The sequence below is a fragment of the Microbacterium sp. zg.Y1084 genome (genome assembly GCF_024623595.1).
Lineage (GTDB): Bacteria > Actinomycetota > Actinomycetes > Actinomycetales > Microbacteriaceae > Microbacterium > Microbacterium wangruii.
The window spans coordinates 24,269-51,233 of the sequence record NZ_JANJGV010000013.1; the positions used below are offsets into that span (position 1 = coordinate 24,269).

Below are 26,965 nucleotides of genomic sequence, written 5' to 3' on the forward strand. Positions count from 1 at the left end.
CGTGTCCAGGATATCGGCGGGGTGGGGGCTTGCGGCAAGCCCCCCTCGCGGAGGCAGGATGGCCGCCGCGAAGAAGGGGGCACCATGTGGGATGTCGCGATCGTCGGCGGCGGGCCGACCGGGATGATGCTGGCCGCCGAACTGCGGCTGCACGACGTGAGGGTGGTCGTACTCGAGCGGGATGCCGTGCCCTCGCCCCAGGTGCGCGCCCTCGGCCTGCACGTGCGCACCATCGAACTGCTCGACCAGCGCGGCCTGCTCGAGCGCTTCCTCGCGCACGGCACACAGCACCGGGTCGGCGGGTGGTTCGCGGGTGTCGACGCCCCGTGGCCGGACGACCTCGACACCGCACACGGCTACGTGCTCGGCATCCCGCAGCCGGTCACCGACCGTCTGCTGACCGCGCACGCCGTCGCGCGGGGCGCGGAGATCCGCCGTGGCGAAACGGTCATCTCCCTCAACCAGGATGCCGAGGGCGTCACGCTCGACCTGGCGGACGGAACCGCCGTGCGCGCCCGCTTCGTCGTCGGCTGCGACGGCGGCCGCAGCACCGTGCGCCGACTCGTCGGCATCGGTTTCCCCGGCGAACCCGCGACGATGCAGTGGTTGCTCGGCGAGATGGAGCTCACCGCGCCGCCGGAGACGGTCGCTGCGGTGACCGCCGAGGTGCGCCGGACACAGCGCGGGTTCGGCGCCGGCCCGTCGGGTGAGGGCCGCTACCGCGTCGTGGTGCCCGCCGACGGGGTCTCGGAGGACCGCGTCACCCCGCCGAGCCTCGCGGAGTTCGCCGCGCAGCTGCGGCGCCACGCGGGCACCGACTTCGGCGCCCACTCCCCGCGGTGGCTCTCCCGCTTCGGCAATGCCACGCGCCTGGCCGACCGCTACCGCACGGGCCGGGTGCTGCTGGCCGGCGACGCGGCGCACGTGCACCCGCCGCTCGGCGGCCAAGGACTCAACCTCGGCATCCAGGATGCCGTCAACCTCGGCTGGAAGCTGGCCGCCGAGGTCGACGGCTGGGCGCCACCCGACCTGCTGGACACCTATGAGTCCGAGCGCCGCCCCGTCGCCGACGACGTCCTCACCCTCACCCGCGCGCAGAGCGAGCTCACCCGGCTCGACGCCGGACCGCAAGCCGTGCGCCAGGTGATCGCCGACCTCATGGACATCCCCGGGGTCAACCGGCGACTCACCGAGCGGACCACCGCCATCGGCATCCGTTACGACTTCGGCGACGACGACCCGCAGGTCGGACGCCGACAGCGCGACGTTTCGCTGCCGCGCGGGCGCCTGTACGACCGCATGCACAGCGGGCGCGGGCTGCTTTTCGACCGCGACGGCACGCTCGACATCGACGGGTGGCAGGGACGCGTGGATCGCATCGTCGACCACGGCGACGAACCGGATGCCGCGGCGGTGCTGCTGCGGCCGGACGGCCACATCGCGTGGCGGGGAGAGGATGCCGCCGGGCTTCGCCACGCGCTGTCGCGGTGGTTCGGGGCCCCCGTCGGATGAGCGTTTCGTCTCGCTGCGGCCGCTGGGTCCTGCGGGAGCGTTTCGTCTCGCTGCGCTCGCTCAACGACCGCGCGGCCGCCACACCGCGGGTCGTTGAGCGAGGGAGCGCAGCGACCGAGACGAAACGCTCCCGACCGGGCCGGCAGGGGCGTTTCGTCTCGCTGCGCTCGCTCAACGACCGGCCCCGAGAAAACCGAGCACGTCGCGGGCGTAGCGCCGGTGCAGCGTCGTGCCGAGGTGTCCGGCACGGGGGTACACGATCGATCGGCCGCCGGGGATGGCCGCGGCCGTGTCGCGGAAGAGCGCGGGTGAGTAGAACCGGTCGCGCGCGGCGCCGATGACGAGGGTGGGAGCGGTGATCTCCCCCAGCCGCTCGCTCACGTCGAAGTCGTCCTCGGCTTCGATAACGGCGAGCAGCTCGGCGCCCGCCTCGGCGAACGTGCTGCGGCCCATCACCCACCCCGCCGCGCCGAACAGCGCCGAACTCACCGCCGACGCCGCGACCTCTCGCGCCATCACGGCACCGGCGCGGCGGGTGTGCCCCGCATGCACGGCCGCAGCGAGCTCCTGCTGCACCCGCCTGCCGTGGTCGCTCAGTCGCGCCGCCGCCGAGACGACCACCAGCCGGCGGACGAGATGCGGGCGATCCAGCGCGAGCTGCAGCGCAAGGCTGCCACCGGTGGACACCCCCACCACGTCGACCGGACCCGGCAGGTGAGGGCCGATCGCCGCCGCTGAAGCCGCCGCGATCTGCGCCATCGTCACCGGTGGCGCCAGCTCGTGCGACCAGTGGACCCACACCACCGCACGGTGTCGCGTGAACGGGGCGAGCAGTCCGCGCTGCAGCAGCAGCCCGCCCCCTGACGGCAGGTGAGGACTCGCCGACAGGCCCGACAGGTACACCAGCGTCGCCCCCGCCCCGAAGCGCAGATACGGGATGCCGGGCGGCCACTCCCCCCTTGCGACCGAGGTCTTCGTCACGGGATGCGACCTCCAGGGCGAGCGGTGGGCCGGACGACTGCCCACAGCATCCCGCCCGCGCCGAACCGGCGCAAGGATGCACGCCACCCTTGTCGGTGCCCACCCCGGATCGGGATGATGGGGCGATGCAGCCACCCCCTCTGGGCAGATACCAGGAGATCGCCGACACCCTCGCCCGCCACGGGTTGGGGTTCCTCGCCGCCGAGCTCGGTATCACTCGGTTCCACCCCGCACGACGGGGCGCATCGGTCGGCGCCGATCACCGGCCGACCGATGCCGCGACGCAGCTTCGGCTGGTGCTCGAGGACCTCGGCCCCACGTTCATCAAGCTCGGCCAGCTGCTGTCGACGCGCCCCGACCTGCTGCCACCCGCCTACATCACCGAGCTGTCGAAGCTGCAGGATGCCGCGCCTCCCGTGTCCGCCGAGCAGATCCGGCAGACCATCCGCCAGGAACTGGGCAGCGACCCCGACGACCTGTTCGCCACGTTCGACTGGACGCCCATGGCATCCGCCTCCATCGGACAGGTGCACGCGGCGACGCTCGCGGACGGCACATCGGTCGTGGTGAAGGTGCGCCGGCCCGAGGTGGTGCGCAAGGTGCAGGACGACCTCGACATCATGAACAACCTGGCCGAACGGGCGGCGCGCATATCGTCGATGGCGCGCGCGTACAACGTGCCGGGCATCGTGAAGGAGTTCGCCGACACCCTCCGGGCCGAGCTGGACTATCTGCGCGAAGCCCGCAACGCCGAGCGGTTCGCAGAGAACTTCGCCGATCGCCCCGGGGTCGTGATCCCCCGGGTGTTCTGGGAGACCACGACATCGCGAGTGCTGACGCTCGAGCGGATGACCGGGGTCAAGGTCAGCGACCCCCGCGCGCTCGAGGACGCCGGCATCGACCCCGGCGCCATCGCCGAGGCGGGGGCGACGGTCGTGCTGACGATGATCTTCGAGGACCGTTTCTTCCACGCCGACCTGCACCCGGGCAATGTCTTCGTCCACCCTGACGGCCGCATCGCCCTCATCGACTTCGGCATGGTCGGCGAGATGACGGAGGAACTGACCGAGCAGCTGGCCGATGTGTTCATCGCGTCGGCGACGCGCAACTCGGAATCGCTCGCGAGCGCGCTGATCGAGCTGTCGGTGTCGCCGGGGCCGGTGGACCGCCGGGCGCTGCGCGCAGGCCTGGCCTCCTTCTTCGCGGAGTTCTCCGACAAGCCCCTCGGCGACATCCACTTCACGCGGCTGATCACCGACCTGCTGCGCGTGCTGCGCGTGCAGCACCTGCAGCTGCCGCATGAGATCTCGCTCGTCGTGCGGGCCCTCATCGTCACCGAGGGTGTCGGGGTGCAGCTCGACCCGCAGTTCGACCTCAACAGCGTCCTGACCCCCTACGCCCGGCGACTCATCCGCCGCCGCCTCTCCTTCGAAGCGGTGGCCAAACGCGTGAGCCGAGCGTCGGTGGATGCCGGCGCGCTGATGCTCGAGCTTCCCACCAAGCTGCGGCGTCTCATGGAGTCGGTCGACGAGAACGGCATCGAGGTGCACCTGCGCGCAGCGGAGCTCGTCCCCGTCGTCGCGCGGGCCGAGCGCATCGGCAACCGCGTGGTCGCCGGCATCATCACGGCAGCGCTCATCAACAGCATCGGGCAGCTGATGGGCCGTGACAGCCGGCTGCAGACGTGGCAGCGCGCCATCACCGGCCTCGTGCTGACCTCGTTCACGAGCCTCACCGGCTACCTGCTGTGGACGGCACGGCGCAAGCGCGACTGACGCCCGCGGCGGCGACCCGGGCGGAGCCGCGGTCCCCGTGCCCGCGCCCGCGCCTGCGCCCGCGCCCGCGCCCGCGCCCGCGCCCGCGCCTCAGGCGTCCAGCACCCACAGCCCGACCGTGACCGGGCCGCCTTCGTCGAGGCCTTCCGCCTCACGCACCGCCCGCTTGAGCGGCAGCCAGTAGCGGCCGGACGCGCTGGGGAAGATCGACGTGCGCCACGTTGTCGCACCCACGGTCGCCTCCACCCGCACGGCCCCGAACCCGCGGGTGAACGGTCCGGTGAGCTCGGCGATCTGCTCGCTCAGCTCCTCGGGGATGTCGGTGAACAGCCACACCTCGGCGCGGGCGTCCCACCGGAACACCACGGACTCGAACTCGATGCGCACCTGCTCAGTCTCCCCCTTTCGCGGCCGCGTGGGCGCGGTTGCGCGGGGCCGACCGCGCGGGGACCTGCGCCTGGGGGGCGCCGACCCCCGGCGGCCACCGCTCACACGGCGGCGGCGGCGCGCACGCGATGGGCCGTCGTCGTGATGACGGCGAACTCCCGCGCGCCGAGAACGCTTTCCGTCCGGCGCATCAGGTCCTCCCCCGACAGCGCTGCATACCCCGGACCTGCAGCGATCGGCGAGGTGGTCGTGGCATCCGTCACGAACTCGACCGCGAAGCCCAGGTCGCCCGCGACGCGCGCGGTGGTCTCGCAGCACTGCTCGGTGCGGATGCCGCAGACGACCACCGTGCCCACCCCGCGTGCCGCGAGCTGCGCCTGCAGGTCGGTGGAGGTGAACGCGTTGACCGTCGTCTTGGTGACGTGGATCTCGTCGGCCCGGGGATCGAGCTCGGCGACGACGCGGACGAACCCGGAATCGGGGTCGAAGACGCCCCCGGTGCCCGGCTCGGCGTGCGTCACCCAGACCACGGCGTCTCCCGCCGCGCGGGCGTGTTCGACCAGCAGCGCGATGTTGTCGAAGACCTGCGGGTTGGCCGTGGCCGCCCAGTCGTCGGGCCGCTGCCGGAAGGACTCCTGGGCGTCGATGACGAGAAGGGCGGTGTCTGACGTGCGGGGCATGCCTCCAGCGTGGTGCGCGCCGGCGCGGCCCGAAAGGCGCAAGGCGGTCACCCTGCGGCGGGATCCTGCCGCCTGGCTGGTGAGGGGGTCGACCCGGATGCGGGGATTCGCCCGGATGAGGACCGATCACCCCGACGGGTCCGCATCCGGGCAGATCCCCTCATCTCGGCAACCGGAGGCGCGCACGGAAGCCCCGCACGGCGGCGAGCGCGAGCACCGCTCGACCCCGCAGGCCCTCCCCCACCACCGCCTTCAGGACACGGATGCCGGCGGTGAATCGAGCGCCGGCCCCACCCGGGCGAGGCGGGCACGCAGGAACAGCACGTAAGGAATCATGACCACCGCGATGACGGCGACGGTGATGGCATCCGCTCGCACGGTGGAGGGCGTGAGCGCTGCGCCGAGGTTGAAGAGGGCGTGGAAGACGATGCCGGGCAGGATGCTGCCGGTCAGGACCGCGCAGTAGGCCAGCGCGATGCCGATCACGACGGCTGCGACGATCTGCAGCAGCTGCTCGGCGAGCGCGTATCCGCGCAGGAGGTTCACCACGTGTCCCACACCGAAGGTGACCCCGGAGATGAGGATGGCACTCGTCGTGCTGCCCTGGCTGCGCAGCGCCTGGAGCAGGAAGCCGCGGAAGAGCAGCTCCTCGACGAAAGCCACACCGGCGACCAGCAGCAGCGCGGACAGCACGCTCGGCGCATCGACACCGACCGCGAAGCCGTTGACGTACGGCACGAGCACGATCGCGAACAGCGGGACGTACCAGAGGGTCGAGCGCCCCCTGCCCGGCTGCACCCGACGGAGCCCGAAGAACGCGAGTCGGCGAGCCCCGCGCAGGGAGACCACGAGCACCACCGAGAGCACGATGAGCAGGATGCCGGTCAGCGAGGGGAACGCGAGCAGCTCGCCGACCGCGTCGCCGATGTTCACCGCCACGATGTAGACGGCGATCCAGATGAGCGCGTGCGCGAGCGGGTGGGTGTCCAGCAGATTCCGCATGCGCCTCCTCAGCAGGACCGTACGCCTCGTGATCCGGCTCACCGTAGCCTGCCCGCGAAACGCCGGCCAGGGCGAACACTGCGGCCGGGCACGCGCGGCATCCGCTATGAGCCGTCGAACGCACGCGCAACCCCCTCGGAAACGGGTGCCGTGACGGTGAGGATGAGGCATGCCGACGACACGCCTCGACACGTTCCGCCGCGGAGACCTGCGCTTCGATGTATCCGACGACGGGCCGCTCGATGGGCCGGTCGTCGTGCTGCTGCACGGCTTTCCCGGGTCCCGTCGCACCTGGGATGCCGTCACACCGCTCCTCACCACCGCAGGGCTGCGCGTGGTCTCCTTCGACCAGCGGGGGTACTCCCCCGGCGCCCGGCCACTGCGGCGCCGCGACTACCGCGCGGCCGATGTCGTGGGCGATGTGATCGCCCTGCTCGACGCCCTCGAGGTCGGGCGGGTGCACCTCGTCGGCCACGACTGGGGCGGGTTCGTCGCCTGGCGCATGGCCGCGACGGCGCGCGAGCGCCTGACCGGAATGACGGTGCTGTCGACGCCGCATCCGCAGGCGATGCTGCGCTCGCTGCTGTCGTCGGCGCAGGCCCTCCGCTCCCTCTACATGGGCTTCTTCCAGCTGCCGTGGGTGCCCGAGGCGCTGTTGCGACCCCGCCTGGCCCGCCTGCTGATGGCCTCCGGCCTGCCGGCGGATGCCGCGCGCGAGTATCAGCGGTTCCTCTCCGGGCCGCACGCGCTGCGCGGCGCGCTCAACTGGTATCGCGGCATGTGGCTGCCCGATCGTCGGCGCGGGAAGGCGGCGCCCGACACCATCGGCGTCCACACCACCTACATCTGGGGCAACGGCGACCAGGCGCTCGGTCGTCGAGCCGCCGAGCTCACCGGACGGCACGTGGATGCCGGGTACCGCTTCGTCGAGCTGGACGAGAACCACTGGCTGCCCGAGCGCGCGGCAGCACGCGTCGCCCGGGAAGTGATCACCGCGCTGCGGCCGGATCACTCCGGCGCGGATGCCGGCCGGTAGGGCACCTGCGGGCGGTTGCGCTTGCCGGAGCGGTGCGCGAGATCGGTGACGCCGACGTCGACGAGGCGTCGCGGCCCGCGCCGCGCGGTGCCATCATGGGTCGATCTCACGGCGACGAAGACGTCCGCGGGAATGGAGAGAGCATGAGCGACGACGCGCAGAGCCCACCGAGCGGCGGCACATCCGGCACGTCCCGCACCCACACGATCGTCGGCCGGGTGATCGGCGGAGTCGTGGCCGCGGCCGCAGTCGGCGTGGCGGCCTTCGGCTCCATCACCTCGGCGGCAGAGGGCGGCGAGATCAGCGCCTCGATGACCATCATCGCGCCCGCCGCGGCCGGCGGCGGCTGGGACGGGGTGGCGCGCGAGCTGCAGCAGGCGCAGAAGGCCAACGGCCTGGTCAACAACGTGCAGGTCGTCAACATGCCCGGCGCCGGTGGCACGATCGCCCTCGGCAACGTGTCGGTGCTCACCGGCCAGCCCAACAACCTGCTCGTCGGCGGCACCGGGCTGCTGGCGGCGACCATCCAGTTCGACTCCGCGGCGACGCTGGCCGATGTGACCCCGCTCGCGGTGATCGTGGAGGAGTACGACGTGATCGTCGTGCCGGCCGACTCCCCCTACGAGACGCTCGACGATCTCGTGGCGGCCTGGCGGGAGGATCCGAAGTCGATCCCCTGGACCGGGGGCGGGTCGTTCGACCAGCTGGTGGTCACCGACCTCGCGCTCGCCGCGGGCATCGACCCGCTCGACACGACCTACATCTCCTCCGATGGCGGGGGCGAGGCGATCCAGGCGCTGCTGAACGGCACGGCCGCCGCGGCCGCAGGCGGGTACCCCGACAACATCGACCAGATCGAGGCGGGGCGACTGCGCGCGCTGGCGCTGGTGGCGACCGAACCGATCGACGGCATCGACATCCCCACCGCGGCGGAGCAGGGCTACGACATCTCGCTCACCAACTGGCGCATGCTGGCCGCGCCCTCGGGCCTCGACGACGACGACGTCGATGCCCTCACCGAGCTGGTGCTCGACAGCGTGGAGACCCCCGAGTGGCAGGACGCCATCACCCGGTACCGCTGGACCGAGCGCGTCATCACCGGCGACGACCTGACGGCGTTCCTCGGCGACGAGGAGACCCGCATCCGCACCCTGTACGAGGAGATGGGCCTGTGACCTTCCCCACGAATCCCACCGCGGCATCCGCCGTCATCGGCGGCCGTTACCGGCTCACCTCCGGCCCCAGCCGCACCGCGATGCTGCTGAAAGGGCTCACGATGCCGGTCGTGATCGCGGCGTTCGCGACCTACCTGCTGGTCGGCATCCTCACGATGAAGGTGCCCGAGGGCACCGCCTTCCCCGGGCCGCAGTTCTTCCCCGCCATCATCACCGCGGGGCTGTACGCGTTCGCGGTCGTCCTCGCGGTCACGGCGCTGCGGGAGATGCGCGCGCCGCAGACTCCCCCCGTCGACCCCGTGGAGGCCTTCCTCGACGAGGACACCGTCGACGCGGCATCCGCCCCGCCACGCCCCGTGCGCGTCGACGTCGCGTCGCTGGCCTGGGTCGTCGGGTCGTTCCTGGTCTTCGCCTTCGTGCTGAACCTGCTCGGCTGGATCATCGCCGCCGGGCTGCTGTTCTGGTGCGTCGCGCGCGGGTTCGGCTCCACCAAGCCGTGGCAGAGCCTCATCACCGGGTTCACGGTGAGCGCGCTCGCCTACATCGCCTTCGACATGATGCTCGGGATGCCGCTTCCCTCCGGCATCCTCGGGGGGTTCTGACATGGATGTGCTGCAGCTTCTGGGCGAAGGCTTCGCCGGCGCCCTGACCCCGGCGAATCTGCTGTGGGTGCTCGTCGGGTGCCTGCTCGGCACCGCCGTCGGCGTGCTCCCGGGCCTCGGGTCGTCGATGGCGGTGGCGCTGCTGCTGCCGGTGACCTTCTCGCTGGATCCCACCGCCGCCTTCATCATGTTCGCCGGGGTGTACTTCGGCGGGCTGTTCGGCGACTCGACCATGGGCATCCTCATGAACACGCCCGGTCAGGCCTCGGCGATCGCCTCCACCTTCGAGGGCCACAAGATGGCGCTCAACGGCCGGGCCGCTCAGGCGCTCGCCACCGCCGCGATCGGCGCGTTCGTCGGCGGGTTCATCGCGTCGATCGTGGTCGTGTTCGTCGCCCCCGCCCTCGCGGACTTCTCCAGCCGGTTCGGCCCGGCCGAGTTCTTCGCCCTCGCCGTCTTCGCGTTCGCCGCCACGTCGTCGGTCGTCACCGACAACGTGATCAAGGGCCTCACCGCCCTGTTCATCGGGCTGGGCATCGCGGTGATCGGCATCGACGGGGTCTCGGGCGCACCGCGGTTCACGATGGACTCGCCGCAGCTGTTCGACGGCGTGTCGCTGGTGACCGTCACCGTCGCGATCCTTGCGCTGGGCGAGGTCATCTACGTGGCATGCCTCGAACGGCATACGTCGGACAAATCGCTCATCCGCCCGTCTGGACGCCCGTGGCTGAACCGCACGGAGCTGAAGGAGGCGACCCCCGCCTGGCTGCGCGGCACCGCGATCGGCCTGCCCTTCGGCGTGGTGCCGGCCGGCGGCTCCGAGATCCCGACGTTCCTCGCCTACGGCGTGGAGAAGCGGCTCGACGCGCGCCGCAAGGATCCGCAGTTCGGCAAGGGCGCGATCCGTGGCCTGGCGGCGCCCGAGGCCGCGGGCAACTCGACCACCGGCATGGCGATGGGCGCGCTGCTGGCGCTCGGGCTGCCGATTTCGGCTACCGCCGCCATCATGCTCGCCGCGTTCCGCCAGTACGGCCTGCAGCCCGGGCCGCTGCTGTTCGACCGCGCCCCCGACCTTGTCTGGTCGCTGTTGGCGAGCTTCTTCATCGCGATGATCGTGCTGCTGATCCTCAACCTGCCGTTCGCGATGCTGTGGGCGAAGCTCCTGCTCATCCCCCGCCCGTACCTCTACGCCGGCATCACCGTATTCTGCGCCCTCGGCATCTATGCGACCTCGGGGTCGACGTTCGACCTGCTGATGCTGCTCGGCATCGGCGTGCTCGGGTTCCTCATGCGGGCGATGGACTACCCGCTGGCGCCGCTCATCATCGGCATGGTGCTGGGTCCGCTGGCCGAGACGAGCCTGCGGGATGCCGCCATGAGCGCGAACGGCGACTTCTCGGTGCTCGTGCAGGGTCCCATCACGATCTCGCTCTACGCGCTGCTCGCGATCGTGCTGGTGTTCTCGGTGCGCAACCGCGTGGTCGCGCACCGGCGGGCCGCCCAGGCGGAGAAGGAGCTCGTGCGGCAGTGACGGGCGGTGGATGCCGGTCAGCCGGCATCCACCAGCAGCGCGACGAACACCGCGAGCCCGCCCGGTGCGTGCCGACTCAGCCGGCATCCACGAGCAGCGCAACGAACACCGCGAGCCCGAACACGACGACCGACCACCGCAGCAACGGCACGGGCAGCCGGCGCCCGACCGCGGCGCCGAGCCAGCCGCCCAGCAGACCGGCCACCGCCATGATCCCCGCCGCCGGCCACGACACCTCGGCGAAGATCGCAAAGAACACCAGCGACACCGCGCTGGCGACCACCGACAGCACGCTCTTGAGCGCATTGAGCCGCTGCAACGATTCGCGCAGCGCCACCCCGAGCACGCCCAGCATCATGATGCCGAGACCCGCGTTGAAGTAACCGCCGTAGACCGCGACGCCGAACTGCCCCACACCCGCCCAGCGCAGGCGTTCGGCGCGGGGCGCGGATGCCGCGGCGGGTTCGGTGCGGCGGGCGACCAGGGCGCTCAGGTACGGCTGCGCGGCGAGGAGGAGCGTCGATGCGAACACCAGCCACGGCACGACCGCGGTGAACGTGCCCTCGTCGCCGGCGAGCAGCAGCGTCGAACCGACGAGCGCGCCGATCACGGTGATGATGCTCAGCACGACGATGCGCCGCCGCTGGCCGGCGAGCTCGCGGCGGTAGCCCCACGCGCCGCCGACGTAGCCGGGCAGCGCCGCCACCGTGTTGGTGACGTTCGCGATCACGGGCGGATACCCGAGGGCGAGGAGTGCGGGGAAGGTGACGAGCGATCCGCCACCGGCGAGCGCGTTGATCGCGCCCGCTGCCGTGCCGGCGAGCGCCAAGAGCACGATCGCACCCGCGTCCATCTGCCACCTCCGCGCCTTCCACTCAAGCAGACGCCGACCGCGGCGGCCATTCGTCGGGGGCGCTCCCGCGCCCGCGTCGCCGAGCCACACCGTGTCACCGAACCACCGCATCGCCGAGCCACACCGCGTCGCCGAAACAAGGGGATCTGCCGAAACGCGGACCCCTGGCGCACAGGCATCCGCATCTCGGCAGATCTCCGCACGCGGGCAACGGGACCACCGCGGGCGCACCGGCCACCGCGTCACCGGCCACCGCGTCGCCGAGCCTCCGCGTCACCGCGTCACCGAGCCACCACGTCGCCGAACCACCGCGTCGCCGAAACAAGGGGATCTGCCGAAACGCGGACCGCTGACGCACAGGCATCCGCATCTCGGCAGATCTCCGCACGCGGGCAACGGGACCACCGCCGCGTCGGACCCCGGCCCACGGTCCGACCCATCGACGTAGGCTTGACGCGTGAGCTTCTCGGAGGTGGTCGGCGCCCGTATCGCCGGCATCAGGGCGTGATGCCCCCGGTCGCGTCGTCCGACGCGGCCGCCGTCACCGACCCTTGAACCCTCCGCCCGCGCGGTGCGCGACGACGCACCCGGGCATCACCGAAAGAGATCACGATGCTTCCCATCACGGAGAAGACCCTCCGCGCATCCTTCGTCAACGCGTCGCGTAAAGAGGTCAGCGACCTCGGCCTTCCGGCAGGCTTCGAGACGCTCGACTGGGAGCGGCTGGACTACCTCGGCTGGCGCGACCCGAAGATCGGCCGCCGCGCGTATGCCGTGGTGCCGTCGCTCGACGGCGAGCTCATCGGCATCCTGCTGCAGCAGTCCACGACCTCGCCGCGCTCGCGTGCGCAGTGCGCGTGGTGCAACGACGTCACGCTTCCGAACGGCGTGGTGTTCTTCAGCGCCAAACGCTCGGGCAAGGCAGGGCGCAACGGGAACACCGTCGGCACGCTCGTCTGCGAGGAGTTCCAGTGCTCGCGGAACGTGCGCCGCACTCCCCCGCTCGCGTACGAGGGGTACGACGTCGACGCGGCCCGCCAGCGACGGATCGAGGACCTGCAGGTTCGCGTCGCGTCGTTCGCTGCGGAGGTCTAGGAGGAAGCGCCTCGTGGCGCTTTCGATGCGCGGGCTCAGGAGTTCACGAAGCGGACCAACGCGGCATTGACCTCCTCGGCGTGCGTCCAGAGCAGGCCGTGCGGCGCTCCCTCGATCTCGACGTACTCGGCCTCGGGGAACGCGGCGTGGAAGCGACGCGCGGTCGCGTCGATCGGCAGGATGTTGTCCGCCGTCCCGTGCAGGATCAGTGCCGGCTTGCCGCTGGCGCGCACCGCCTCCACGTCGGCGCGGAAGTCCTCGATCCAGGATGCCACGACGGCGTAGGCCGCGACGGGGGCGCTGGAGACCGCGACGTTCCAGCTGGCCGTGACCGCTTCCGCGCTGATCCGCGCGCCGAGGTTCTCATCCGCGTTGTAGAAGTCCGAGAAGAACTGCGTGAACCAGGCGTAGCGGTCACCGCGCGCGGCCTCTTCGATGCCGTCGAAGACGTGCTGCGGCACCCCGTCGGGGTTGTCGTCGCGGGCGACGAGGAACGGCTCCAGCGAGGCGAGGAAGGCCAGCTTCGCCACCCGGTCGTGCCCATACCGGGCGACGTAGCGGGCGAGCTCTCCGGTTCCCATCGAGAATCCCACCAGCACCACGTCGCGCAGGTCGAGGGTCTCGAGGATCGTGTTCAGGTCCGCCGCGAACGTGTCGTAGTCGTAGCCGGAACCGGCTTTCGACGAGTGCCCGAATCCGCGGCGGTCGTACGTGATGACCCGGTAGCCGGCGGCCAGCAGCTCGCGTGTCTGGCGCTCCCAGCTGTGCCCGTTCAGCGGGTAGCCGTGGATGAGGACGACCGGCTGGCCGACGCCCTGGTCCTCGTAGTACAGGTCGACGGGGGTGCTGTTCTCGTCGCCGACAGTGATGTATCCCATGTTCTCGCCCTTCTGTGTCGCCCGACCCGATGCCGGGAGTTCACGACAAGAGAAACCTGTGTGGTCGCCACACGGTCAAGCGCCTGTCGGCCGCCAGGGACCGGCCTCCTCGCCTGCCGCTTGACCCTGTTGTGAGAACACGGCCTTGGCTTGATCACCGAGGCGATGAGCACGCCGACCACCCCGGTGCGGCCGCACCTCGCCGCATCCGATCGATCCAAGGAGCACCCCATGCCGACCGTCCACCACCGCACCCTCGCGCTCGATGACCTCGAGGTCTTCTACCGAGAAGCGGGCCCCGCCGACGCTCCCGTGCTCCTGCTGCTGCACGGATACCCGACGAGCTCGCACATGTTCCGGCATCTGATCCCGGCGCTGGCCGACCGATACCGCGTCATCGCGCCCGACCACATCGGCTTCGGCCGCTCGTCCGCTCCCGCCGTCGACGACTTCCCGTACACGTTCGACGCGCTCGCCGATGTCACCGCCCGGTTCCTCGAAGAGGTCGGCGTCACGCGATACACCGTCTATGTGCAGGACTATGGCGCGCCGGTCGCCTGGCGGCTGGCGCTGCGCGATCCGGCCGCGATCGAGGGGACCATCTCGCAGAACGGCAACGCCTACGAGGAGGGTTTCGTCGAGGACTTCTGGGCGCCGATCTGGGCGTATGCAGCCGACCCCTCCCCCGAGAACGAGAGCGCGCTGCGCCCGGCGCTCGAACGGGCAGCCGTCGAATGGCAGTACACCCACGGTGTGCCCGACCCGACGACGGTCGATCCGGATGCCTGGGAGCACGACATCGCCCTCTTGCGCCGGCCCGGAGTGGACCGAGCCCAGCTGCACCTCTTCGGCGACTACGGGACCAATCGCGAGCTCTACCCGCGCCTGCACGCCTGGCTGCGCGAGACGCAGGTGCCCGTCCTGGCCGTGTGGGGTCGCAACGACGAGATCTTCGGCGCCGCGGGAGCGACGGCTTTCCGTCGGGATGTGCCGAACGCCCGCGTCGGGCTGCTCGACGCGGGGCACTTCCTGCTCGAGTCGAACCTCGACGACGTCGTGGAGATCATCCGCGACTGGCGCGGCGGCTTCTGACGCGCGACCACAGACAAGCGGGCTGCCGGTTCCCTTCCGCACCCGCGGCCGGATCGCGGTCGGCTGTCGACCCGCACCGATGCGTCGCCCGCGCCCGAGACCGTGGTGCGTGTGGCTCGGATGCCGCTGGCATCCGCCCCTGGATCTCCGAAATCCGGACGAACGCGTCCCGTGTGCTGGGCAAGGGGTAGCGTGGATGGTGCCGAGGACATCAGGACGAACGCCCGAACGTTCATCCGAGACCATCTCGTGTGGTGGTGTTCCGGCCGGTCTCCGCAGCCCCCGAGCGTCCCCCCGCGTTCGATGAGGCCGGGACCGACAATGGCCGCGCCGTCCCGCGATCGGCATGGCGCGCGCCGAGAGACCCGGTGCCTCGCTCCCCCGCGGGGCGCCGGGCCGCGAACCTCCCGCTGATCAGGGCGGCGACAGCTCACCCGCGGGTGGTGGGAGCGGCCCGCCGGCGATCGCCTGACGAATCCGCCACACCGGAAGACCACTCAACGCACCGGGAGCCGGATCGTTCGTGTCGCGCTGGACCCTGATCCCGTCCAGGTTCAGAGCAGCTGGCGCCAGTTCGCTCTGGCGAGATCGAGCAGCTCGTCGCCGCGGCCGGACATGACGGTGCGGATCGCGTAGAGCGCGAAACCTCTGACCTGTGCGGCCTCGATCGCCGGCGGCATGGAGAGCTCCTGCCGTTCGGTGACGACGTCGAGCAGGGCGGGCCCGTCGTGGTCGAGGACCTCCCGCAGAGCATGTGGAAGGTCCTCGCTGCGCTCGACGCGACGCGCGAAGATTCCCATCGCCTCGGCGATCGCGGCGAAGCTGGGGTTGGCCAGCCCTGTCCCGTAGGTGACGAATCCGGCCGCCTTCATCTCCAGCTCGATGAAGTTCAGGGAGGAGTTGTTCACCACGATCGTCTTCACCGGCAGCGCGTTCTGGGTGAGGGTGAGCAGTTCCCCGAGCATCATCGAGAGTCCGCCATCGCCGGCGAGGGCGACGACCTGGCGGTGCGGATGCGAGACCTGCGCGCCGATCCCGTGAAGCAGCGCGTTCGCCATCGACCCGTGCGTGAACGAGCCGATCAGGCGCCGCCCCTCCGTCATGGACAGATAGCGGGCGGCCCACACGGTTGGCGAGCCGACGTCAGCGGTGAAGATCGCGTCGGCGGCGGCCTGCTCGTTCAGGAGGCGGGTGAGGTACTGCGGATGAATGGGACGCGTGCGTTTCGCCGGCACGGCCAGCTCATCGAGCTTCGCCCGTGTCTTCCGGTAGTGGGCGGTGGCATCGTCCAGGTGCCTGCGATCATCGCGCACGGCAAGTCGCGGAAGGAGTGCCGCAGCCGTCGCGCCGGCGTCGCCGACGAGCCCGAGGTCGAGTGGATGCCGTCTGCCGAGCTGCGACCCACGGATGTCGACCTGGATGGTCGTGGCGTGCTCGGGGTAGAACTGCTCGTACGGAAAGTCGCTGCCGAGCACGAGCAGAGCATCTGCGGCATCCATGGCGCGGTAGCCGGAAGCGAATCCGAGCAGACCCGTCATCCCCACATCGAACGGGTTGTCGTACTCGATGAACTCCTTGCCCCGCAGGGAATGCACGATCGGTGCGGCCAGCCGGTCGGCGAGAGCGACGACCTCATCATGCGCGCCCTCCACGCCCGCTCCGGCGAGGATCGTGACCTTGCGCGCGGCATCCAGAAGCCCGGCGGCCTTGTCGAGCTCGGCGTCGCTCGGCACGATCACCGGCTGCGATCGCTCGATCACGACAGCGCGGTTGTCGCCGATCTCGGCGAGGGCGACGTCCCCTGGGATGACGAGCACTGCGACGCCACGCTGCTCGATCGCCGCCCGCATCGCGATTTCGAGCAGCCGCGGCATCTGCTGGGGGTCGGCGACGTACTCGACGTAGACGCTGCACTCCCGGAAGAGCTTCTGCGGATGCGTCTCCTGAAAGTACCCCGTGCCGATCTGTGCCGTCGGGATGTGCGCGGCGATCGCGAGCACGGGGACACGCGAACGGTTGGCGTCGAAGAGCCCATTGATCAAGTGCAGGTTGCCGGGCCCGCACGATGCCGCGACGACGGCCAACTGGCCCGTGAGCGCGGCATCCGCGGCCGCAGCGAACGCCGCAGACTCCTCATGCCGCACGTGCAGCCAGCGGATCGTGCCGTCCCGACGAAGCGCATCCGTGAACGCGTTCAGCGAATCCCCCGGAAGGCCGTACACACGATCGATCCCGTTGGCGTGCAGAGCCTTCACGATGTTCCCAGCGACAGTGGCCATGACAGATCATTCCTTCGGGGTGGGGAGTTGTGCGGTTTCGAGCTGAACCCGAGTCAAGACCGTGTTCCAGCCACAAGGTCAACTGCCAGACCGTTCCTTCCCGTCACCGGTTGTCGTGGCGTTCGGCGAAGCTCCACGCGAGGCGCGCTCGCGCGACGCCGGCCAGGAGCGCCGGCTCCCCCGCGTCGCGGATCTGGTTGCGCGCGTCCGCGGAGTTCCAGCAGTTGACCGAGTTCTCGAAGGGACGCTGGGTCGGATAGACGACGATGAAGCCCTCCCGATCGGCGAGCGCGGTGAACTGCGTGGATGCCTTCATCGAGTTCCACCCGAATCCCGTCATCCCGCACCCGTGGATGGCCATCATCACCGGTAGCGGCGTCGAGCCGTCATGCTGCGGCGGCACGTGCACCTGGTAGTGCTGACGCGCACCATCCGGCGACACGTAGACGTGGTTGTGGTCGCCGTCCCCGCTCCACCACGGGAGCCCGAACTGGAAGACGAGCGCGAGCACCACGGCGGCGGTCGCGAAGAAGGCGGTGCCGCCGAGAACCCACGGCCACCGACGCCGCCGAGGACGATCACTGTTCGCGGCCATCTCACGCCACTCCTTCTTCTGCCCTCACCTCGCCCGCAGCGATCGCGGCGACGAGCTCGGCGTGATCTGCATGGGTCTGATCTGCGTACGCGCGCGCGAAGCGGAGGATCTCCTCCTCGAAAGCGACTCCTCGCCCGATGTACTCGACGACCGCCGCCGGGTCGCCGCTGCGGGCGTGCGCCTTCGCCAGGGTGCGACCGCACGCTTTGGCGAACTGAGGGAGGTACGCCGCGATCTGCGCTCCCTTGGGGATGATCTTCATGTCGCGGTACTGACGCACGTAGTAGTCGGTGCCGTCGACACGCATGTGGCCGAGGAAGATGTCGGCGGCGGACTGCATGAGACGGACGAGCCGACGCAGATGCGGCGGGATGGAGGCGAGGTAGGTGTCGTAGACCTGCCGATAGGCGCGAATCCGCTGTTGCTCGGTCATCCCTTCGTCGATCCGCTTCATCGGCTCCAGGACGATCTTGTGCTGTCCGTTGTCGTCGGCGACCAGCTTCTTCGCCGAGCCATGGTGCGTCTGCGTGCGCGACTGCTTCTCGATGGCGCGCGTTGCCGCATGGGCCGACTCCGAGGTCAGTCCCTTCAGCGGCACATCGGCGGTGATCTGGTCGTACCAGACGTCGAGCTCTCCCATCCGGGCGTACCGTCGCATCGCCTTGCGATATCCGGTCACGACGGCGGCTGCGGCATCCTCACCGCAGGTGCCGCCGAGTCGCTCCGCGTCGGCGAGCACGTAGACGCTGGTGATGAGGCGCTTCAGATCCCATTCGAACGGCCCCGGGAGCGTCTCGTCGAAATCGCGCGCTCGAACAGCAGCGTCCTCTCCGGCGAGGCCCACAGCCCGAAGTTGAGGATGTGCGCATCGCCGCACATCTGCACCGTGAGCCCCGAGTGCGGCGCACTGGCCAGATCGGCCGCCATGACAGCTGCGGCGCCGCGCAGGTACGCCCACGGGGAGGATGCCATGCGCGCATACCTCAGAGGCAGAAGCCGAGCGTCGCGGATCGCTTCTTGCGCACGCAGCCGATCGAAAGCTCGCACCTGCCGGACGGCGGGGTGCCATGCGACCGTCCGAGAGGGGGCGCTGCCGAGAGTGGTCATCGGCCGCGCTCCTCGGCGATGGAGTTGGCGCCGTCGATCGTGATGAGCTGCCCGGTGACGACGATCCCGGCCTTCGCCGCGTGGTAGGCAGGGTCGCCCCCATAGGCGGCGACAGGGCCCGACACCGAGGACACGTTCACGATGCGGCCGTAGCCGGCGGCCCGCATGGCGCCGGCCACCGCACGGGTCATCAGGAAGGTCGTGGTGAGGTTCCGATCGAGCGAGGCGTGCCAGTGGTCGAGGACTGTTCTGCCGAGCCCGCCCGGCTTGTGCGCGTCGGACACGGCCGCCATTCCGGCGTTGTTGACGAGGATGTCCACTCCCCCGAACACATCCCGCGCGCACGCGACGACCGCGTCCGCGCCGCCCTGCTCGGTGAGGTCGGCGACCACCCCTTCTGCCCGGATACCGGCATCGCGCAACTCTGCGACGCGCTCGAAGATGCGATCCGTCGTCGACGTGATCACCAGATCATCGCCGGCGGCGCCGAGAAGGCGGGCCGACGCGAACCCGATGCCCCGAACGCTTCCCGCGCCGGTGACGATCGCGACGCGCTGTGTTCCAGTCGCCATGGTGACGCTCTCCCCTCGGTGGCCGACCGTCGAAACGGCCGGACGACGTCGATGTGCCGAGTCAAGGCCGTGTGGTCGCCACAGGGTCAAGCATCTTTTCGGGTGGGCCCCGTCCGCGGTCGCCACGGTCTCGCCGTGGCTACGCTGGCAGCATGACCGCTCTCCGCGACGCGCACCTCAGGGTCGCCCGACCCACCGTCGACATGGATGCCGCCGTGCGTTTCTGGGTCGACGGGCTCGGCATGGAGGTCGACGGGCGCCAGCCTGGCACGACCGGCACGCTCGAGGAGCTGGCGTTCCTCGGCTGGCCGGGGGCGAGCTGGCATCTGGAGCTGGTGCGCGATGCCGAGGTGCGCCCCGCGCCCACCGACGAGGACCTCCTCGTGCTGTACCTGAACGAGCCGATCGACGAGCACCTGCTGGCGCGCATCGAGCAGGCCGGCGGCCGACGCGTCGGCGCACGGAATCCATACTGGGACGCCAACGGAGTCACGGTCGTCGACCCTGACGGCTATCTGCTGGTCCTCGCGACGCGCGCCTGGCCTTGACGCCCAGCAGGCCACGGCATCGCGGTCGCGCGCCCAGTGCGCGTGGTGCAACGACGTCCCGTGCCCGAACAGCGTCGTGTTCTACGGCGCCGGCGCTCGGAGACCGGCAACAACCCCGCACACCTAGGACAATCCAGCGCGCCCGAAACCGGGCCCGTGCCCTCACCGACGAGCAGCGGGAACTCGTCGCGAGCCGGCGCGCCGAGGGCAAGAGCCTCCGCCAGATCGCGGCGGTGCTCCGCGTCTCGCGGTCACGCGTCACCCGCGTCCCGCGCTACGACGACAGGCCCACGGTCTGAGCGGGAGCTCGCGCCGCGCGCGGAAACCACGACGGCCCCGCCTTGCGCGGGGCCGTCGTGGTTTCGGGGTGGCGAGGTTCAGCGCAGGGCGCTGCGGCGTCGCGCCATGATCAGCGCGCCGCCGAGGAGCACGGCGAGCACACCGGACGCGAGCAGCGGCACCGGCGAAGACCCGCCGGTCGCCGGCAGGGTGTCACCCGCCGGCTTGACAGGATTGCTCGGGTCGGTCGGGCCGGTGGGATCGGTCGGCTCCGCCGGGTCGACCGGCGCCGGCGCAGCCGTCACCGTGTACGCCACCGTCGCCGCCGTGTCGGCGAGGCCCACGATCTCCGGCACGAACACGATCCGCAGGGACCCGGATCCCGCCGGGAGCCCCTCGACCCGCAGCTCCGCATCCCCCGTCGCGGGGTCAACGTCCGCCGAGCCGATGACGTCACCGCCGCGGTAGGCGACGAGCACGCCCTCGGCATCCGGCGCCCCCGATGCCTGGCGCATGAGCGGGCCGCCAGTGTGACCGAGCACCTCGACGTGGCCCGTGAAGACCGCCGCGGCGCCCGCGGCGAGCTCGATGGCCCGGGGTGTCACGGTGAGCCGCGTCTCGTGATCGTCGAGGCGCAGCGCGACCCGGGTGGATGCGGAGGCCGCGTATCCGTCGCCCGGGACGAAGCGCGCCTGCAGTTCGAGGTCGCCGGCGGGGAGGTGGTCGGTGTCGAAGGCGTAGGAGACCGTCCCGTCGTGGCGCGCCGCGTCGTCATCCGTTCCGATCGCCGCGCTCGCGAAGACCTCGCCGTCGACCAGCAGCTCGACGAAGCCCGAGGGCTCGCGCACGCTGCCCGCCTCCGCGGACACCGTGGCCTGGATCGCCGTCACGTCGCCAGCGTGACCGGTGAGGCTCGCGACGTCGAGCACGGTCGCGGTCGCGGCATCCGCGACGCTGATCGGCCAGGCGGACGAGACCGCCGCCTCGTAGACGGCGTCCCCCGCGTACAGCGCGCGCAGCGACGACGAATGCGGGTGCGGGAAGACTCCGGAGAAGGTCGCGGTGCCGTCGGCGGCGAGCGTCGCGACGCCGATGAGGTCGTCCTCGTCGGCGATCGCGACGAAGCCGGTGGGCGCCGGCCCCCAGCCGTCGGCCGCACTGACCTGCGCGACGACGTCGATGGGCGTCCCGTAGACGACGGCGGAGGAGGAGACGCTCGAGATGGCCACCTCGGTGCGCTCGTCGACGACGGTGATCGGGATGACGAGCGCGGGGGCCTCGAGGAAGAGAGGCGTCGCCTGCGACGTCAGCGTGAGGGTGTGGGCGCCGACCGGGACCCCCGTGATCGTCAGGGCGAAGTCACCCGACGCCAGCGTCGTCGCCGTGGCGGCCGGTGTGCCGTCGACCGCGACGGCGACGGGCACGAGGCCCGGAACGGCGCTTCCCTCGCTCACGAGCGCACCGGCCACGCTGATCGAGGAGCCCGCGGCGAACACATGGTCGGCCATGTCCACGTCGAACACCACGGCGTCGAGGCCGCCGATCCCGCCACCCGCCGGAGCGACGGTCACGGTCCACGTCGCCTGGACCGGATCGTGGCCGGATTCGGTGAAGACATGCTCGATCGTGTGGATGCCGGCGGGCAGCTCGAGCGGGACGAACGCGAGTGCGGTCTCCTCGTCTGCGAGCACCTGGCCGCCCGACGTCAGCTGGTGCCGTCCGAGGAGCGACGTGCCGTCATTGTCGACGGCGGTGACGCGGGCGAACGCCTGCTGGCCTTCGGTCATGGGGGCCACAGCGAACTGCAGCGTGACGGGCACCTCGTAGGTGATGCGGACATAGCCGTCGGTTCCCGGATTGGTGCCGAAGGTCCCGGAAAAGCGCGGATCGACCCAGTTCGAGCCGCCACCGCCGCCTCCGCCTGCGTTGGAGTGACTGCCGCCGTGCTTGCCTGAGCCGCCGCCGGCGCCGGACTCCCACCCGCCGCCGCCGCCGCCGCCGCCGGCACCCCAGGAGAACCAGGCGCCGGGCGTTCCGTTCTGGCCGCTCTTGCCCGGAAGGGCCGCCCCGGCACCGCCCTTGCCCGGCTTGTTGCTGCTGTACCAGACCGACCCCGCCAGCCCGTCCTGCCCGGCGTCGCCGCCGTGGCCTCCGTGCACGGGCTCCGGGGGGGACCAGTTGTCCTTGCGCTCGGAGGTCAAGGCAAGGCCGCCGGCACCACCCCCTCCGCCTGCAACGGCGAGGACCTTTCCGTCGAGCACGATCGCGGCGGCACCGCCGCCACCGCTACCCGGCGCTGCTTCGTCGCCGGACCTGTCCCCGCCGCGGCCTCCGGTGCGCCAGCCCTTGCCACCGTTGCGGTCGGAGCCTGCGGTCGCCCCATAGAACGTGAGCTCCGCACCGTCGGGAACCACCATCACGAAGCTGACCAGGCCGCCCCGCCCGCCGCACGAATTCAGGCGGCAGAAGAGGTACTGGCTGCCTCCCTTGCCGCCGGCCATCTCGACGGTGATGCGGCTGACGCCGGCGGGCGCGGTCCAGCGCGTGCCCGCCGGGTCGGTGAAGGTCTTGGTCTGCGTGTGCGCGGCCGCGTGCGCGGGCTCGGCGCCCGGACCGGCAGCGATCACGGCGACGGCGAGCGTCGCGGTCAGAAGGGCGGCGATACCGCGTGAAAGGCGACCTTGCCGCGCGGGGCGAACAGCGCTGTCGATGTGGGCCATAAGGGAGAGTGTACAAAACTTGGACACCCATCCAGGTTTTTGGTCCGCGTAACTGCGTGAACCCGCCGCATCCACGGCATCCTGCGCTGGACGCCGCGATCCGACTGACCCTAAAGTTGGACTGTGATCCAACTTTTCCACTCTCCCCGGAACGAGCGAGGACGCACGGAAGCGTCGTCGCGCCCGAGCCCGCGGCTTCGCAGCCGTGTCGCCGTCGTCACCGCTGCAGCCGTCGCGCTCAGCAGCCTCGGCTTCGGCGTGGCCACTCCCGCGTACGCGGCTCCGCTCTCGCAGCAGATCTGGGAGTTCTCGAACACGGAGGACTGGCACGTTCCCGCCGGTGTCAGCAAGATCGTGGTCGGCCTCCGCGGCGGCTACGGCGGTAACGTCGATCGGGTCAACGGTGGCCGGGGCGCCGACTTCGCGGTCGAGCTCCCCGTGAGCCGCGGTGATGTCGTGACGGTCGTCCCCGGCAAGCCGGCGAACAAGCGCAAGGGCGGCGACGGCTGGATCAAGGGCGGCGACGGCGGCAAGAGCAGCCTCAGCGGCGCCGAGGGCGGCGGTGGCGGCGGCGCTGCGGCAGTCATCGTCAACGGACAGGTCGTCGCGGTCGCCGGCGGTGGTGGTGGCGGCGGCGGATACACCGGCAACCCGGGATTCTCGATCACCCCGTGGGGTCTCCTCAAGATGCTCGAGGCCTTCGGCGGCTACTCAGGCAGCAGCGACACCGGGAGCGGCCTCACCTTCGTCCCAGGCGGAGATGGCGCCAGCTCGGGGCAGGGCTCCAGGGACGGCTACACGGTCACCATGTACCCCGCCACCTGGGGGGCGGGGCCCCACTCGACCAAGCCGGGCGAGAACGGACGGGATGACACGAAGTTCGCGCGATACCACAAGGACGGCGGCAACGGCACCTCAGCCGCCACGAGCACGGCCGGCGGTGGCGGCGGCGGGGGTGGCGGCGGCTGGCCGGCATCAGGCACGGGCGGCGGCCCCGGGCGCAAGTTCATGAGCTACTCGGCCGGCTCCGGCGGCGGCGCCGGCATGAGCTGGGTCGACCGTAGCTACCCCGGCGCCCACATCACGTCCGACGCGCGCAGACCCGAGGACATGCACGACTACTTCGGCCCGCTGGCGGACAGCGGCACCGTCCGCATCATGGTTCCGGTGACGACCACGACGACCATCACCGGTCCGTCGCAGGTCGAGGCCGGCCAGGACTTCAGCCTGCGCGTGCGCACCTCCGACACCCGCACGCCGAACACCCCGCTCGACACCTGGGTGGATGTGTACCGCGACGCCACGCGGGTGGCTTGGCGCAGCACGGATGGGGACGGCACCTTCGAGATCCCCGGTCTTCCGGCCGGCACGTACCAGTTCCGAGCCGCGTCCCGGCCGCACACCGACCAGCGCGACTTCCGCTTTCAGTCCACCCTTTCCGAGGCGACGATGACCGTCACCGTCTCCGAGCCGGTGCCGCCCCCGCCGCCAGGTCCGTCGGAGGTGGCCTCGACGACCACAATGGACATCGGCACGGCACCGGCGACCTTCGGCGACACCCTGTCGGCCGAGGTGTCCGTCGAGGTCGCCGGCGGGATCGATGTGAGCGGCGAGACGGTCACGATCGAGGTGGACGGCGTCGCCGTCGGCGCCGGCACGCTCGCCGATGCAGGCGATGGGGTCTTCACGACCGTCGCGCCCGTGACGCACGTGCCGCACGTCGGGCCGCACGAGGTCGTCGCCCGCTTCGACGGTGTGCAGGACTCCGACCCGGGCACCACCGATGTGCTGCCCTCGGTCAGCACGACCGAGTCGTTCACCGTGGCCCGCGCGGCGACGAGCACGACGATCACGCAGGCGCGGACGAGCGTCCGCGCCTTCGGCAGGATCGACGTCACGGCGACTGTGCAGGCCGGAAGCACCCCGGTCGGCGGCCAGGTCGCTCTGCAGGCGGACGGGGGCCCCCTGGCATACGGCACCGCCGACAGCGCCGGCGAGGTGCTGTTCGAGGACGTGGTGCTGCCGTGGGGAACGGAGGACCTCACGGTCGCGTTCCTCGGCGACGCCGACGGGGACTACGCGCTGTCGACGTCCGCCCCGCACGGGATCACTGTCACGGCGATCGGCACGATGACGACGCTGACGCTCTCGACGGCATCGCTGCGCGCCGACGACCCGCTGACGCTCTCGGCGACCGTGACGAACGCGATGCTCGGGGTCGACACCGACCCGCGCGGTTCGCTCGAGATCCTCTTCGACGGCGAGGTCGTGTACTCCATGTCCACCGGCATGGACAGTGACCCGGATGCCGATGACGGCGAGGCACGGTACGTGATCGCGCCCGACACCCTCCCCGTCGGGTCGCACAGCGTGACGGCGCGCTTCGTGCCCGCCCCCGGCTTCGCTGCCTCGACGTCGACCGCGACGCCCCTGGAGGTCCGCGGCATCCCGACGGCCCTGACGCCCCGCGCGACCGAGGTGTCGGGCACGACGAAGAAGCCGGCGACGATCGAGGTCGACGCCGTCGTGGCGCTGGGTGCCTCGGCTCGCACGGCGGCGGCCGCCGGGCCCGTGAACACGCTCGGCGCATCGGCGGGCGACCCGGTCGGAGGCCACATCGAGGCATACCTCGGAGCCGACCCCCTGGCGGCGGCGGAGGTCGCCGACGGTGCCGGACAGCTCGCGCTGTCGGGGCTGCCGGTGGGCACGCACGAGGTGCGCCTGCGCTTCGTGCCCGACTCGGCGGAGATGCTGGAGAGCTCCGCAACCGTCACGGTCACCGTGACCGCACCTGCCGACGGCGGCGGGTCGGATGACGGCGGCGACCCGGATGACAGCGAGACGGACGGCGGTGGTGGCGGCGGCGACCAGAGCGACGGCCCCGACGCCGGCGACCGCGACGCACTGCCGGCCACCGGCGGTGAGCTCGGCGGGCTGTGGGCTGTTGCACTCCTGCTCATCCTCGGCGGTGCCGTGATCCTCGCCGCATCCCGTCGCCGGCGGGCTGCCGCAGACCGCGCGTAAGCGGTGTCGACGACAGGGGCGGGCGGCCTAGGGGTCCCCGCCCCTCTCGCGTATCGTAAAGGCGGATGCGCAGACGGGGGGTGTCGTGAGCGAAGGTCTTCGGGAGCGCAAAGTGCGCCTCAGTCGATGGCGGATGGAGAAGGCCGCCGTCGACCTCGCCTACGAGAACGGCATCGGCTCGGTCACCGTGGAGCAGGTCTGCGCGGCGGCGGAGGTCTCGCGCAGCACCTTCTTCAACTACTTCCCCTCGCTCGAGACGGCGATCTTCGGCGCCCCGCTCGAATACGACCCAGCGCTCACCGAGCGGCTGCTGACCGTGCACGGCGGCGACCTCGTCGTCGCGGCGTCGCTCATCGTGACCGAGTCGGTGCGCGGGCAGGACAACGATGAGGTCGCCCGGCGCCGTCTCGCCCTCTTCGCCCGGGAGCCCGGCACCACGACCGCCGTGTCGTGGTCGAGTCATGTCAGTCGCGAGCGCCTCGTCGATGTCATTCGCTCGTGGCTGGAGACGCATCCCGAGCTCGCCCGCCTTCCCGGTGACCTCGACACCGAGGCCCGGCTCATCGTCGCGATGTCGATCTCGGTCTCTGACGAGGGCATTCGCGAGCTGGAAGAGGTCGACGGCGACGTGGTCATCGACCCCGAGCCGTACCGCCGCGCCCGCCGCTGCCTCGCCCGCGTCCTCGCCGACCCGGAGTGACCGTCACGCGCCCTCGGGGTCGCGGTCCGCGATGGCGGCCTGACCTGCGCGAACGACGATTCCCGCTTCAACGCGATTGCAACGACGTCGTCCCGGAACTCCTTGGGGAACGGCTTAGGCATGAGGACATCCTTCGAGCGGTGCAAATCACCACAGATCATGAGTCACCTAAACCTTCAGCAGTCCCTTTTCACCCTCAGCACGCGAAGCGCACCTACCCAAACACCTCGGCGAGAGCCCGGGCACCCAGAAAACGGCCGTTTTGCAATCAGTATTGCCAACAGCCCACCGGTGGGCTGTTGGCAGAACCTGTCCTGGCGCGGATCGCGGCGCCGGCCTTAGTGGTGACGGAGACAAGCGGGCGCTGGGCTGCCCGGCGGGGTGCTGTGCGCTGAGCACGGTGCCGGGAGGGCCGACTGAATCGGCCTGACTTTCGTTCCGTTCTTCAAGTAAGGATGGAACACGATGAACAGGAAGTATTCCCCGGAGATGCGTGAGCGGGCGCTCAGGATGCTCGCGGAGACGCGGCCGTCGCACCCGAC

24 protein-coding genes and 1 pseudogene are annotated in these 26,965 nt (G+C 71.0%); 12 read left to right on the forward strand and 13 right to left on the reverse strand.

The window, feature by feature from the left end; all coding sequences use genetic code 11:
• Nucleotides 1-84 precede the first annotated feature (84 nt).
• Nucleotides 85-1,512, forward strand: coding sequence for a rifampin monooxygenase (gene rox / locus NQ165_RS14070; RefSeq protein ID WP_257533970.1), 1,428 nt, complete (start codon nucleotides 85-87; stop codon nucleotides 1,510-1,512).
• A 171-nt stretch (nucleotides 1,513-1,683) separates the two neighbouring features.
• Here rox and NQ165_RS14075 read toward each other — a convergent pair whose 3' ends face one another.
• Nucleotides 1,684-2,493, reverse strand: coding sequence for an alpha/beta fold hydrolase (locus NQ165_RS14075; RefSeq protein WP_257533971.1), 810 nt, complete (start codon nucleotides 2,491-2,493; stop codon nucleotides 1,684-1,686).
• A gap of 125 nt (nucleotides 2,494-2,618) precedes the next feature.
• Between NQ165_RS14075 and NQ165_RS14080 the strand changes: the two genes are divergently transcribed.
• Nucleotides 2,619-4,268 carry an AarF/ABC1/UbiB kinase family protein gene (locus NQ165_RS14080; protein WP_257533972.1) on the forward strand — a complete coding sequence of 550 codons (1,650 nt, stop codon included), beginning with the start codon at nucleotides 2,619-2,621 and terminating at the stop codon, nucleotides 4,266-4,268.
• A 90-nt stretch (nucleotides 4,269-4,358) separates the two neighbouring features.
• On the opposite strand, the gene NQ165_RS14085 is transcribed toward NQ165_RS14080, so the two are convergent.
• The 3 genes from NQ165_RS14085 to NQ165_RS14095 all read right to left on the reverse strand — a co-directional run bounded on the left by NQ165_RS14085 (nucleotide 4,359) and on the right by NQ165_RS14095 (nucleotide 6,337).
• Nucleotides 4,359-4,655, reverse strand: coding sequence for a DUF1905 domain-containing protein (locus NQ165_RS14085; protein ID WP_257533974.1), 297 nt, complete (start codon nucleotides 4,653-4,655; stop codon nucleotides 4,359-4,361).
• Nucleotides 4,656-4,756: 101 nt separating this feature from the next.
• Nucleotides 4,757-5,335 carry an isochorismatase family protein gene (locus NQ165_RS14090; protein WP_257533975.1) on the reverse strand — a complete coding sequence of 193 codons (579 nt, stop codon included), beginning with the start codon at nucleotides 5,333-5,335 and terminating at the stop codon, nucleotides 4,757-4,759.
• A gap of 252 nt (nucleotides 5,336-5,587) precedes the next feature.
• Nucleotides 5,588-6,337 carry a CPBP family intramembrane glutamic endopeptidase gene (locus NQ165_RS14095; RefSeq protein ID WP_257533976.1) on the reverse strand — a complete coding sequence of 250 codons (750 nt, stop codon included), beginning with the start codon at nucleotides 6,335-6,337 and terminating at the stop codon, nucleotides 5,588-5,590.
• 169 nt (nucleotides 6,338-6,506) lie between these two features.
• On the opposite strand from NQ165_RS14095, the gene NQ165_RS14100 reads away from it, so the two are divergent.
• Nucleotides 6,507-7,373, forward strand: coding sequence for an alpha/beta fold hydrolase (locus NQ165_RS14100; protein ID WP_257533977.1), 867 nt, complete (start codon nucleotides 6,507-6,509; stop codon nucleotides 7,371-7,373).
• On the opposite strand, the gene NQ165_RS14105 is transcribed toward NQ165_RS14100, so the two are convergent.
• Nucleotides 7,346-7,483 carry a hypothetical protein gene (locus tag NQ165_RS14105; protein WP_257533978.1) on the reverse strand — a complete coding sequence of 46 codons (138 nt, stop codon included), beginning with the start codon at nucleotides 7,481-7,483 and terminating at the stop codon, nucleotides 7,346-7,348. The genes NQ165_RS14100 and NQ165_RS14105 overlap by 28 nt on opposite strands.
• Nucleotides 7,484-7,516: 33 nt before the next feature.
• Here NQ165_RS14105 and NQ165_RS14110 point away from each other — a divergent pair, with 33 nt between their 5' ends.
• From NQ165_RS14110 to NQ165_RS14120, 3 genes are read left to right on the forward strand one after another with little or no spacing between them, the layout of a single operon-like run.
• On the forward strand, nucleotides 7,517-8,548 hold the full coding sequence (locus NQ165_RS14110; RefSeq protein ID WP_257533980.1) for a tripartite tricarboxylate transporter substrate binding protein: 1,032 nt from the start codon (nucleotides 7,517-7,519) through the stop codon (nucleotides 8,546-8,548).
• Nucleotides 8,545-9,150, forward strand: a complete 606-nt coding sequence (locus NQ165_RS14115; RefSeq protein ID WP_257533982.1) for a tripartite tricarboxylate transporter TctB family protein — start codon at nucleotides 8,545-8,547, stop codon at nucleotides 9,148-9,150. The genes NQ165_RS14110 and NQ165_RS14115 overlap by 4 nt, the downstream gene beginning before the upstream one ends.
• A gap of 1 nt (nucleotide 9,151) precedes the next feature.
• Nucleotides 9,152-10,681 (forward strand): tripartite tricarboxylate transporter permease, encoded by a 1,530-nt coding sequence (locus tag NQ165_RS14120; protein ID WP_257533983.1) that lies wholly within the window; start codon nucleotides 9,152-9,154, stop codon nucleotides 10,679-10,681.
• A gap of 76 nt (nucleotides 10,682-10,757) precedes the next feature.
• On the opposite strand, the gene NQ165_RS14125 is transcribed toward NQ165_RS14120, so the two are convergent.
• Nucleotides 10,758-11,534: a sulfite exporter TauE/SafE family protein gene (locus NQ165_RS14125; RefSeq protein ID WP_257533985.1), complete on the reverse strand. Its 777-nt coding sequence runs from the start codon at nucleotides 11,532-11,534 to the stop codon at nucleotides 10,758-10,760.
• A 612-nt stretch (nucleotides 11,535-12,146) separates the two neighbouring features.
• On the opposite strand from NQ165_RS14125, the gene NQ165_RS14130 reads away from it, so the two are divergent.
• Entirely contained in the window at nucleotides 12,147-12,629 is a 483-nt protein-coding gene (locus NQ165_RS14130; protein ID WP_257533986.1) for an FBP domain-containing protein, read from the forward strand.
• Between the two features lie 35 nt (nucleotides 12,630-12,664).
• On the opposite strand, the gene NQ165_RS14135 is transcribed toward NQ165_RS14130, so the two are convergent.
• Nucleotides 12,665-13,507 (reverse strand): alpha/beta fold hydrolase, encoded by an 843-nt coding sequence (locus NQ165_RS14135; RefSeq protein WP_257533987.1) that lies wholly within the window; start codon nucleotides 13,505-13,507, stop codon nucleotides 12,665-12,667.
• A 231-nt stretch (nucleotides 13,508-13,738) separates the two neighbouring features.
• Here NQ165_RS14135 and NQ165_RS14140 point away from each other — a divergent pair, with 231 nt between their 5' ends.
• On the forward strand, nucleotides 13,739-14,599 hold the full coding sequence (locus NQ165_RS14140) for an alpha/beta fold hydrolase (RefSeq protein WP_257533989.1): 861 nt from the start codon (nucleotides 13,739-13,741) through the stop codon (nucleotides 14,597-14,599).
• Nucleotides 14,600-15,153: 554 nt separating this feature from the next.
• Here the strand turns inward: NQ165_RS14140 and poxB are convergent.
• From poxB to NQ165_RS14160, 5 genes and pseudogenes are all read right to left on the reverse strand, one after another.
• Nucleotides 15,154-16,878 carry a ubiquinone-dependent pyruvate dehydrogenase gene (poxB, locus tag NQ165_RS14145; RefSeq protein ID WP_257533990.1) on the reverse strand — a complete coding sequence of 575 codons (1,725 nt, stop codon included), beginning with the start codon at nucleotides 16,876-16,878 and terminating at the stop codon, nucleotides 15,154-15,156.
• Between the two features lie 103 nt (nucleotides 16,879-16,981).
• Complete coding sequence (locus tag NQ165_RS14150; protein WP_257533991.1) at nucleotides 16,982-17,473, reverse strand: PHB depolymerase family esterase; 492 nt, start codon at nucleotides 17,471-17,473, stop codon at nucleotides 16,982-16,984.
• Between the two features lies 1 nt (nucleotide 17,474).
• Nucleotides 17,475-17,906: a DUF2252 family protein gene (locus tag NQ165_RS14730; protein ID WP_350310500.1), complete on the reverse strand. Its 432-nt coding sequence runs from the start codon at nucleotides 17,904-17,906 to the stop codon at nucleotides 17,475-17,477.
• Nucleotides 17,883-18,580: pseudogene (locus tag NQ165_RS14735) on the reverse strand (DUF2252 family protein); the annotation flags it as partial. The pseudogene NQ165_RS14735 and the gene NQ165_RS14730, both read right to left, overlap by 24 nt.
• Nucleotides 18,577-19,152: an SDR family NAD(P)-dependent oxidoreductase gene (locus tag NQ165_RS14160; RefSeq protein ID WP_257533993.1), complete on the reverse strand. Its 576-nt coding sequence runs from the start codon at nucleotides 19,150-19,152 to the stop codon at nucleotides 18,577-18,579. The pseudogene NQ165_RS14735 and the gene NQ165_RS14160, both read right to left, overlap by 4 nt.
• Before the next feature lie 152 nt (nucleotides 19,153-19,304).
• Between NQ165_RS14160 and NQ165_RS14165 the strand changes: the two genes are divergently transcribed.
• The gene (locus NQ165_RS14165) at nucleotides 19,305-19,700 is read left to right on the forward strand and encodes a VOC family protein (protein ID WP_257533994.1); all 396 of its coding nucleotides are present in this window, start codon (nucleotides 19,305-19,307) and stop codon (nucleotides 19,698-19,700) included.
• Nucleotides 19,697-19,999 carry a helix-turn-helix domain-containing protein gene (locus tag NQ165_RS14740; protein WP_350310492.1) on the forward strand — a complete coding sequence of 101 codons (303 nt, stop codon included), beginning with the start codon at nucleotides 19,697-19,699 and terminating at the stop codon, nucleotides 19,997-19,999. Before NQ165_RS14165 ends, NQ165_RS14740 begins: the two co-directional genes overlap by 4 nt.
• Before the next feature lie 78 nt (nucleotides 20,000-20,077).
• On the opposite strand, the gene NQ165_RS14170 is transcribed toward NQ165_RS14740, so the two are convergent.
• Complete coding sequence (locus tag NQ165_RS14170) at nucleotides 20,078-22,699, reverse strand: Ig-like domain repeat protein (RefSeq protein WP_257533995.1); 2,622 nt, start codon at nucleotides 22,697-22,699, stop codon at nucleotides 20,078-20,080.
• A 123-nt stretch (nucleotides 22,700-22,822) separates the two neighbouring features.
• On the opposite strand from NQ165_RS14170, the gene NQ165_RS14685 reads away from it, so the two are divergent.
• Nucleotides 22,823-25,723 carry an Ig-like domain-containing protein gene (locus NQ165_RS14685; protein ID WP_257533996.1) on the forward strand — a complete coding sequence of 967 codons (2,901 nt, stop codon included), beginning with the start codon at nucleotides 22,823-22,825 and terminating at the stop codon, nucleotides 25,721-25,723.
• Nucleotides 25,724-25,808: 85 nt separating this feature from the next.
• A complete protein-coding gene (locus NQ165_RS14180; protein ID WP_257533997.1) occupies nucleotides 25,809-26,423 on the forward strand; it encodes a TetR/AcrR family transcriptional regulator in 615 nt (204 codons plus the stop codon).
• The last annotated feature ends 542 nt before the right edge of the window (nucleotides 26,424-26,965 follow it).

Coding starts and splice junctions, on each gene's coding strand:
- NQ165_RS14165 (WP_257533994.1), top strand. CDS start 19,305: ATGACCGCTCTCCGCGACGCGCACCTCAGGGTCGCCCGACCCACCGTC.
- NQ165_RS14090 (WP_257533975.1), bottom strand. CDS start 5,335: ATGCCCCGCACGTCAGACACCGCCCTTCTCGTCATCGACGCCCAGGAG.
- NQ165_RS14125 (WP_257533985.1), bottom strand. CDS start 11,534: ATGGACGCGGGTGCGATCGTGCTCTTGGCGCTCGCCGGCACGGCAGCG.
- NQ165_RS14730 (WP_350310500.1), bottom strand. CDS start 17,906: ATGACCGAGCAACAGCGGATTCGCGCCTATCGGCAGGTCTACGACACC.
- NQ165_RS14110 (WP_257533980.1), top strand. CDS start 7,517: ATGAGCGACGACGCGCAGAGCCCACCGAGCGGCGGCACATCCGGCACG.
- rox (WP_257533970.1), top strand. CDS start 85: ATGTGGGATGTCGCGATCGTCGGCGGCGGGCCGACCGGGATGATGCTG.
- NQ165_RS14100 (WP_257533977.1), top strand. CDS start 6,507: ATGCCGACGACACGCCTCGACACGTTCCGCCGCGGAGACCTGCGCTTC.
- NQ165_RS14170 (WP_257533995.1), bottom strand. CDS start 22,699: ATGGCCCACATCGACAGCGCTGTTCGCCCCGCGCGGCAAGGTCGCCTT.
- NQ165_RS14150 (WP_257533991.1), bottom strand. CDS start 17,473: ATGGCCGCGAACAGTGATCGTCCTCGGCGGCGTCGGTGGCCGTGGGTT.
- NQ165_RS14160 (WP_257533993.1), bottom strand. CDS start 19,152: ATGGCGACTGGAACACAGCGCGTCGCGATCGTCACCGGCGCGGGAAGC.
- NQ165_RS14080 (WP_257533972.1), top strand. CDS start 2,619: ATGCAGCCACCCCCTCTGGGCAGATACCAGGAGATCGCCGACACCCTC.
- NQ165_RS14140 (WP_257533989.1), top strand. CDS start 13,739: ATGCCGACCGTCCACCACCGCACCCTCGCGCTCGATGACCTCGAGGTC.
- NQ165_RS14130 (WP_257533986.1), top strand. CDS start 12,147: ATGCTTCCCATCACGGAGAAGACCCTCCGCGCATCCTTCGTCAACGCG.
- NQ165_RS14095 (WP_257533976.1), bottom strand. CDS start 6,337: ATGCGGAATCTGCTGGACACCCACCCGCTCGCGCACGCGCTCATCTGG.
- NQ165_RS14120 (WP_257533983.1), top strand. CDS start 9,152: ATGGATGTGCTGCAGCTTCTGGGCGAAGGCTTCGCCGGCGCCCTGACC.
- poxB (WP_257533990.1), bottom strand. CDS start 16,878: ATGGCCACTGTCGCTGGGAACATCGTGAAGGCTCTGCACGCCAACGGG.
- NQ165_RS14135 (WP_257533987.1), bottom strand. CDS start 13,507: ATGGGATACATCACTGTCGGCGACGAGAACAGCACCCCCGTCGACCTG.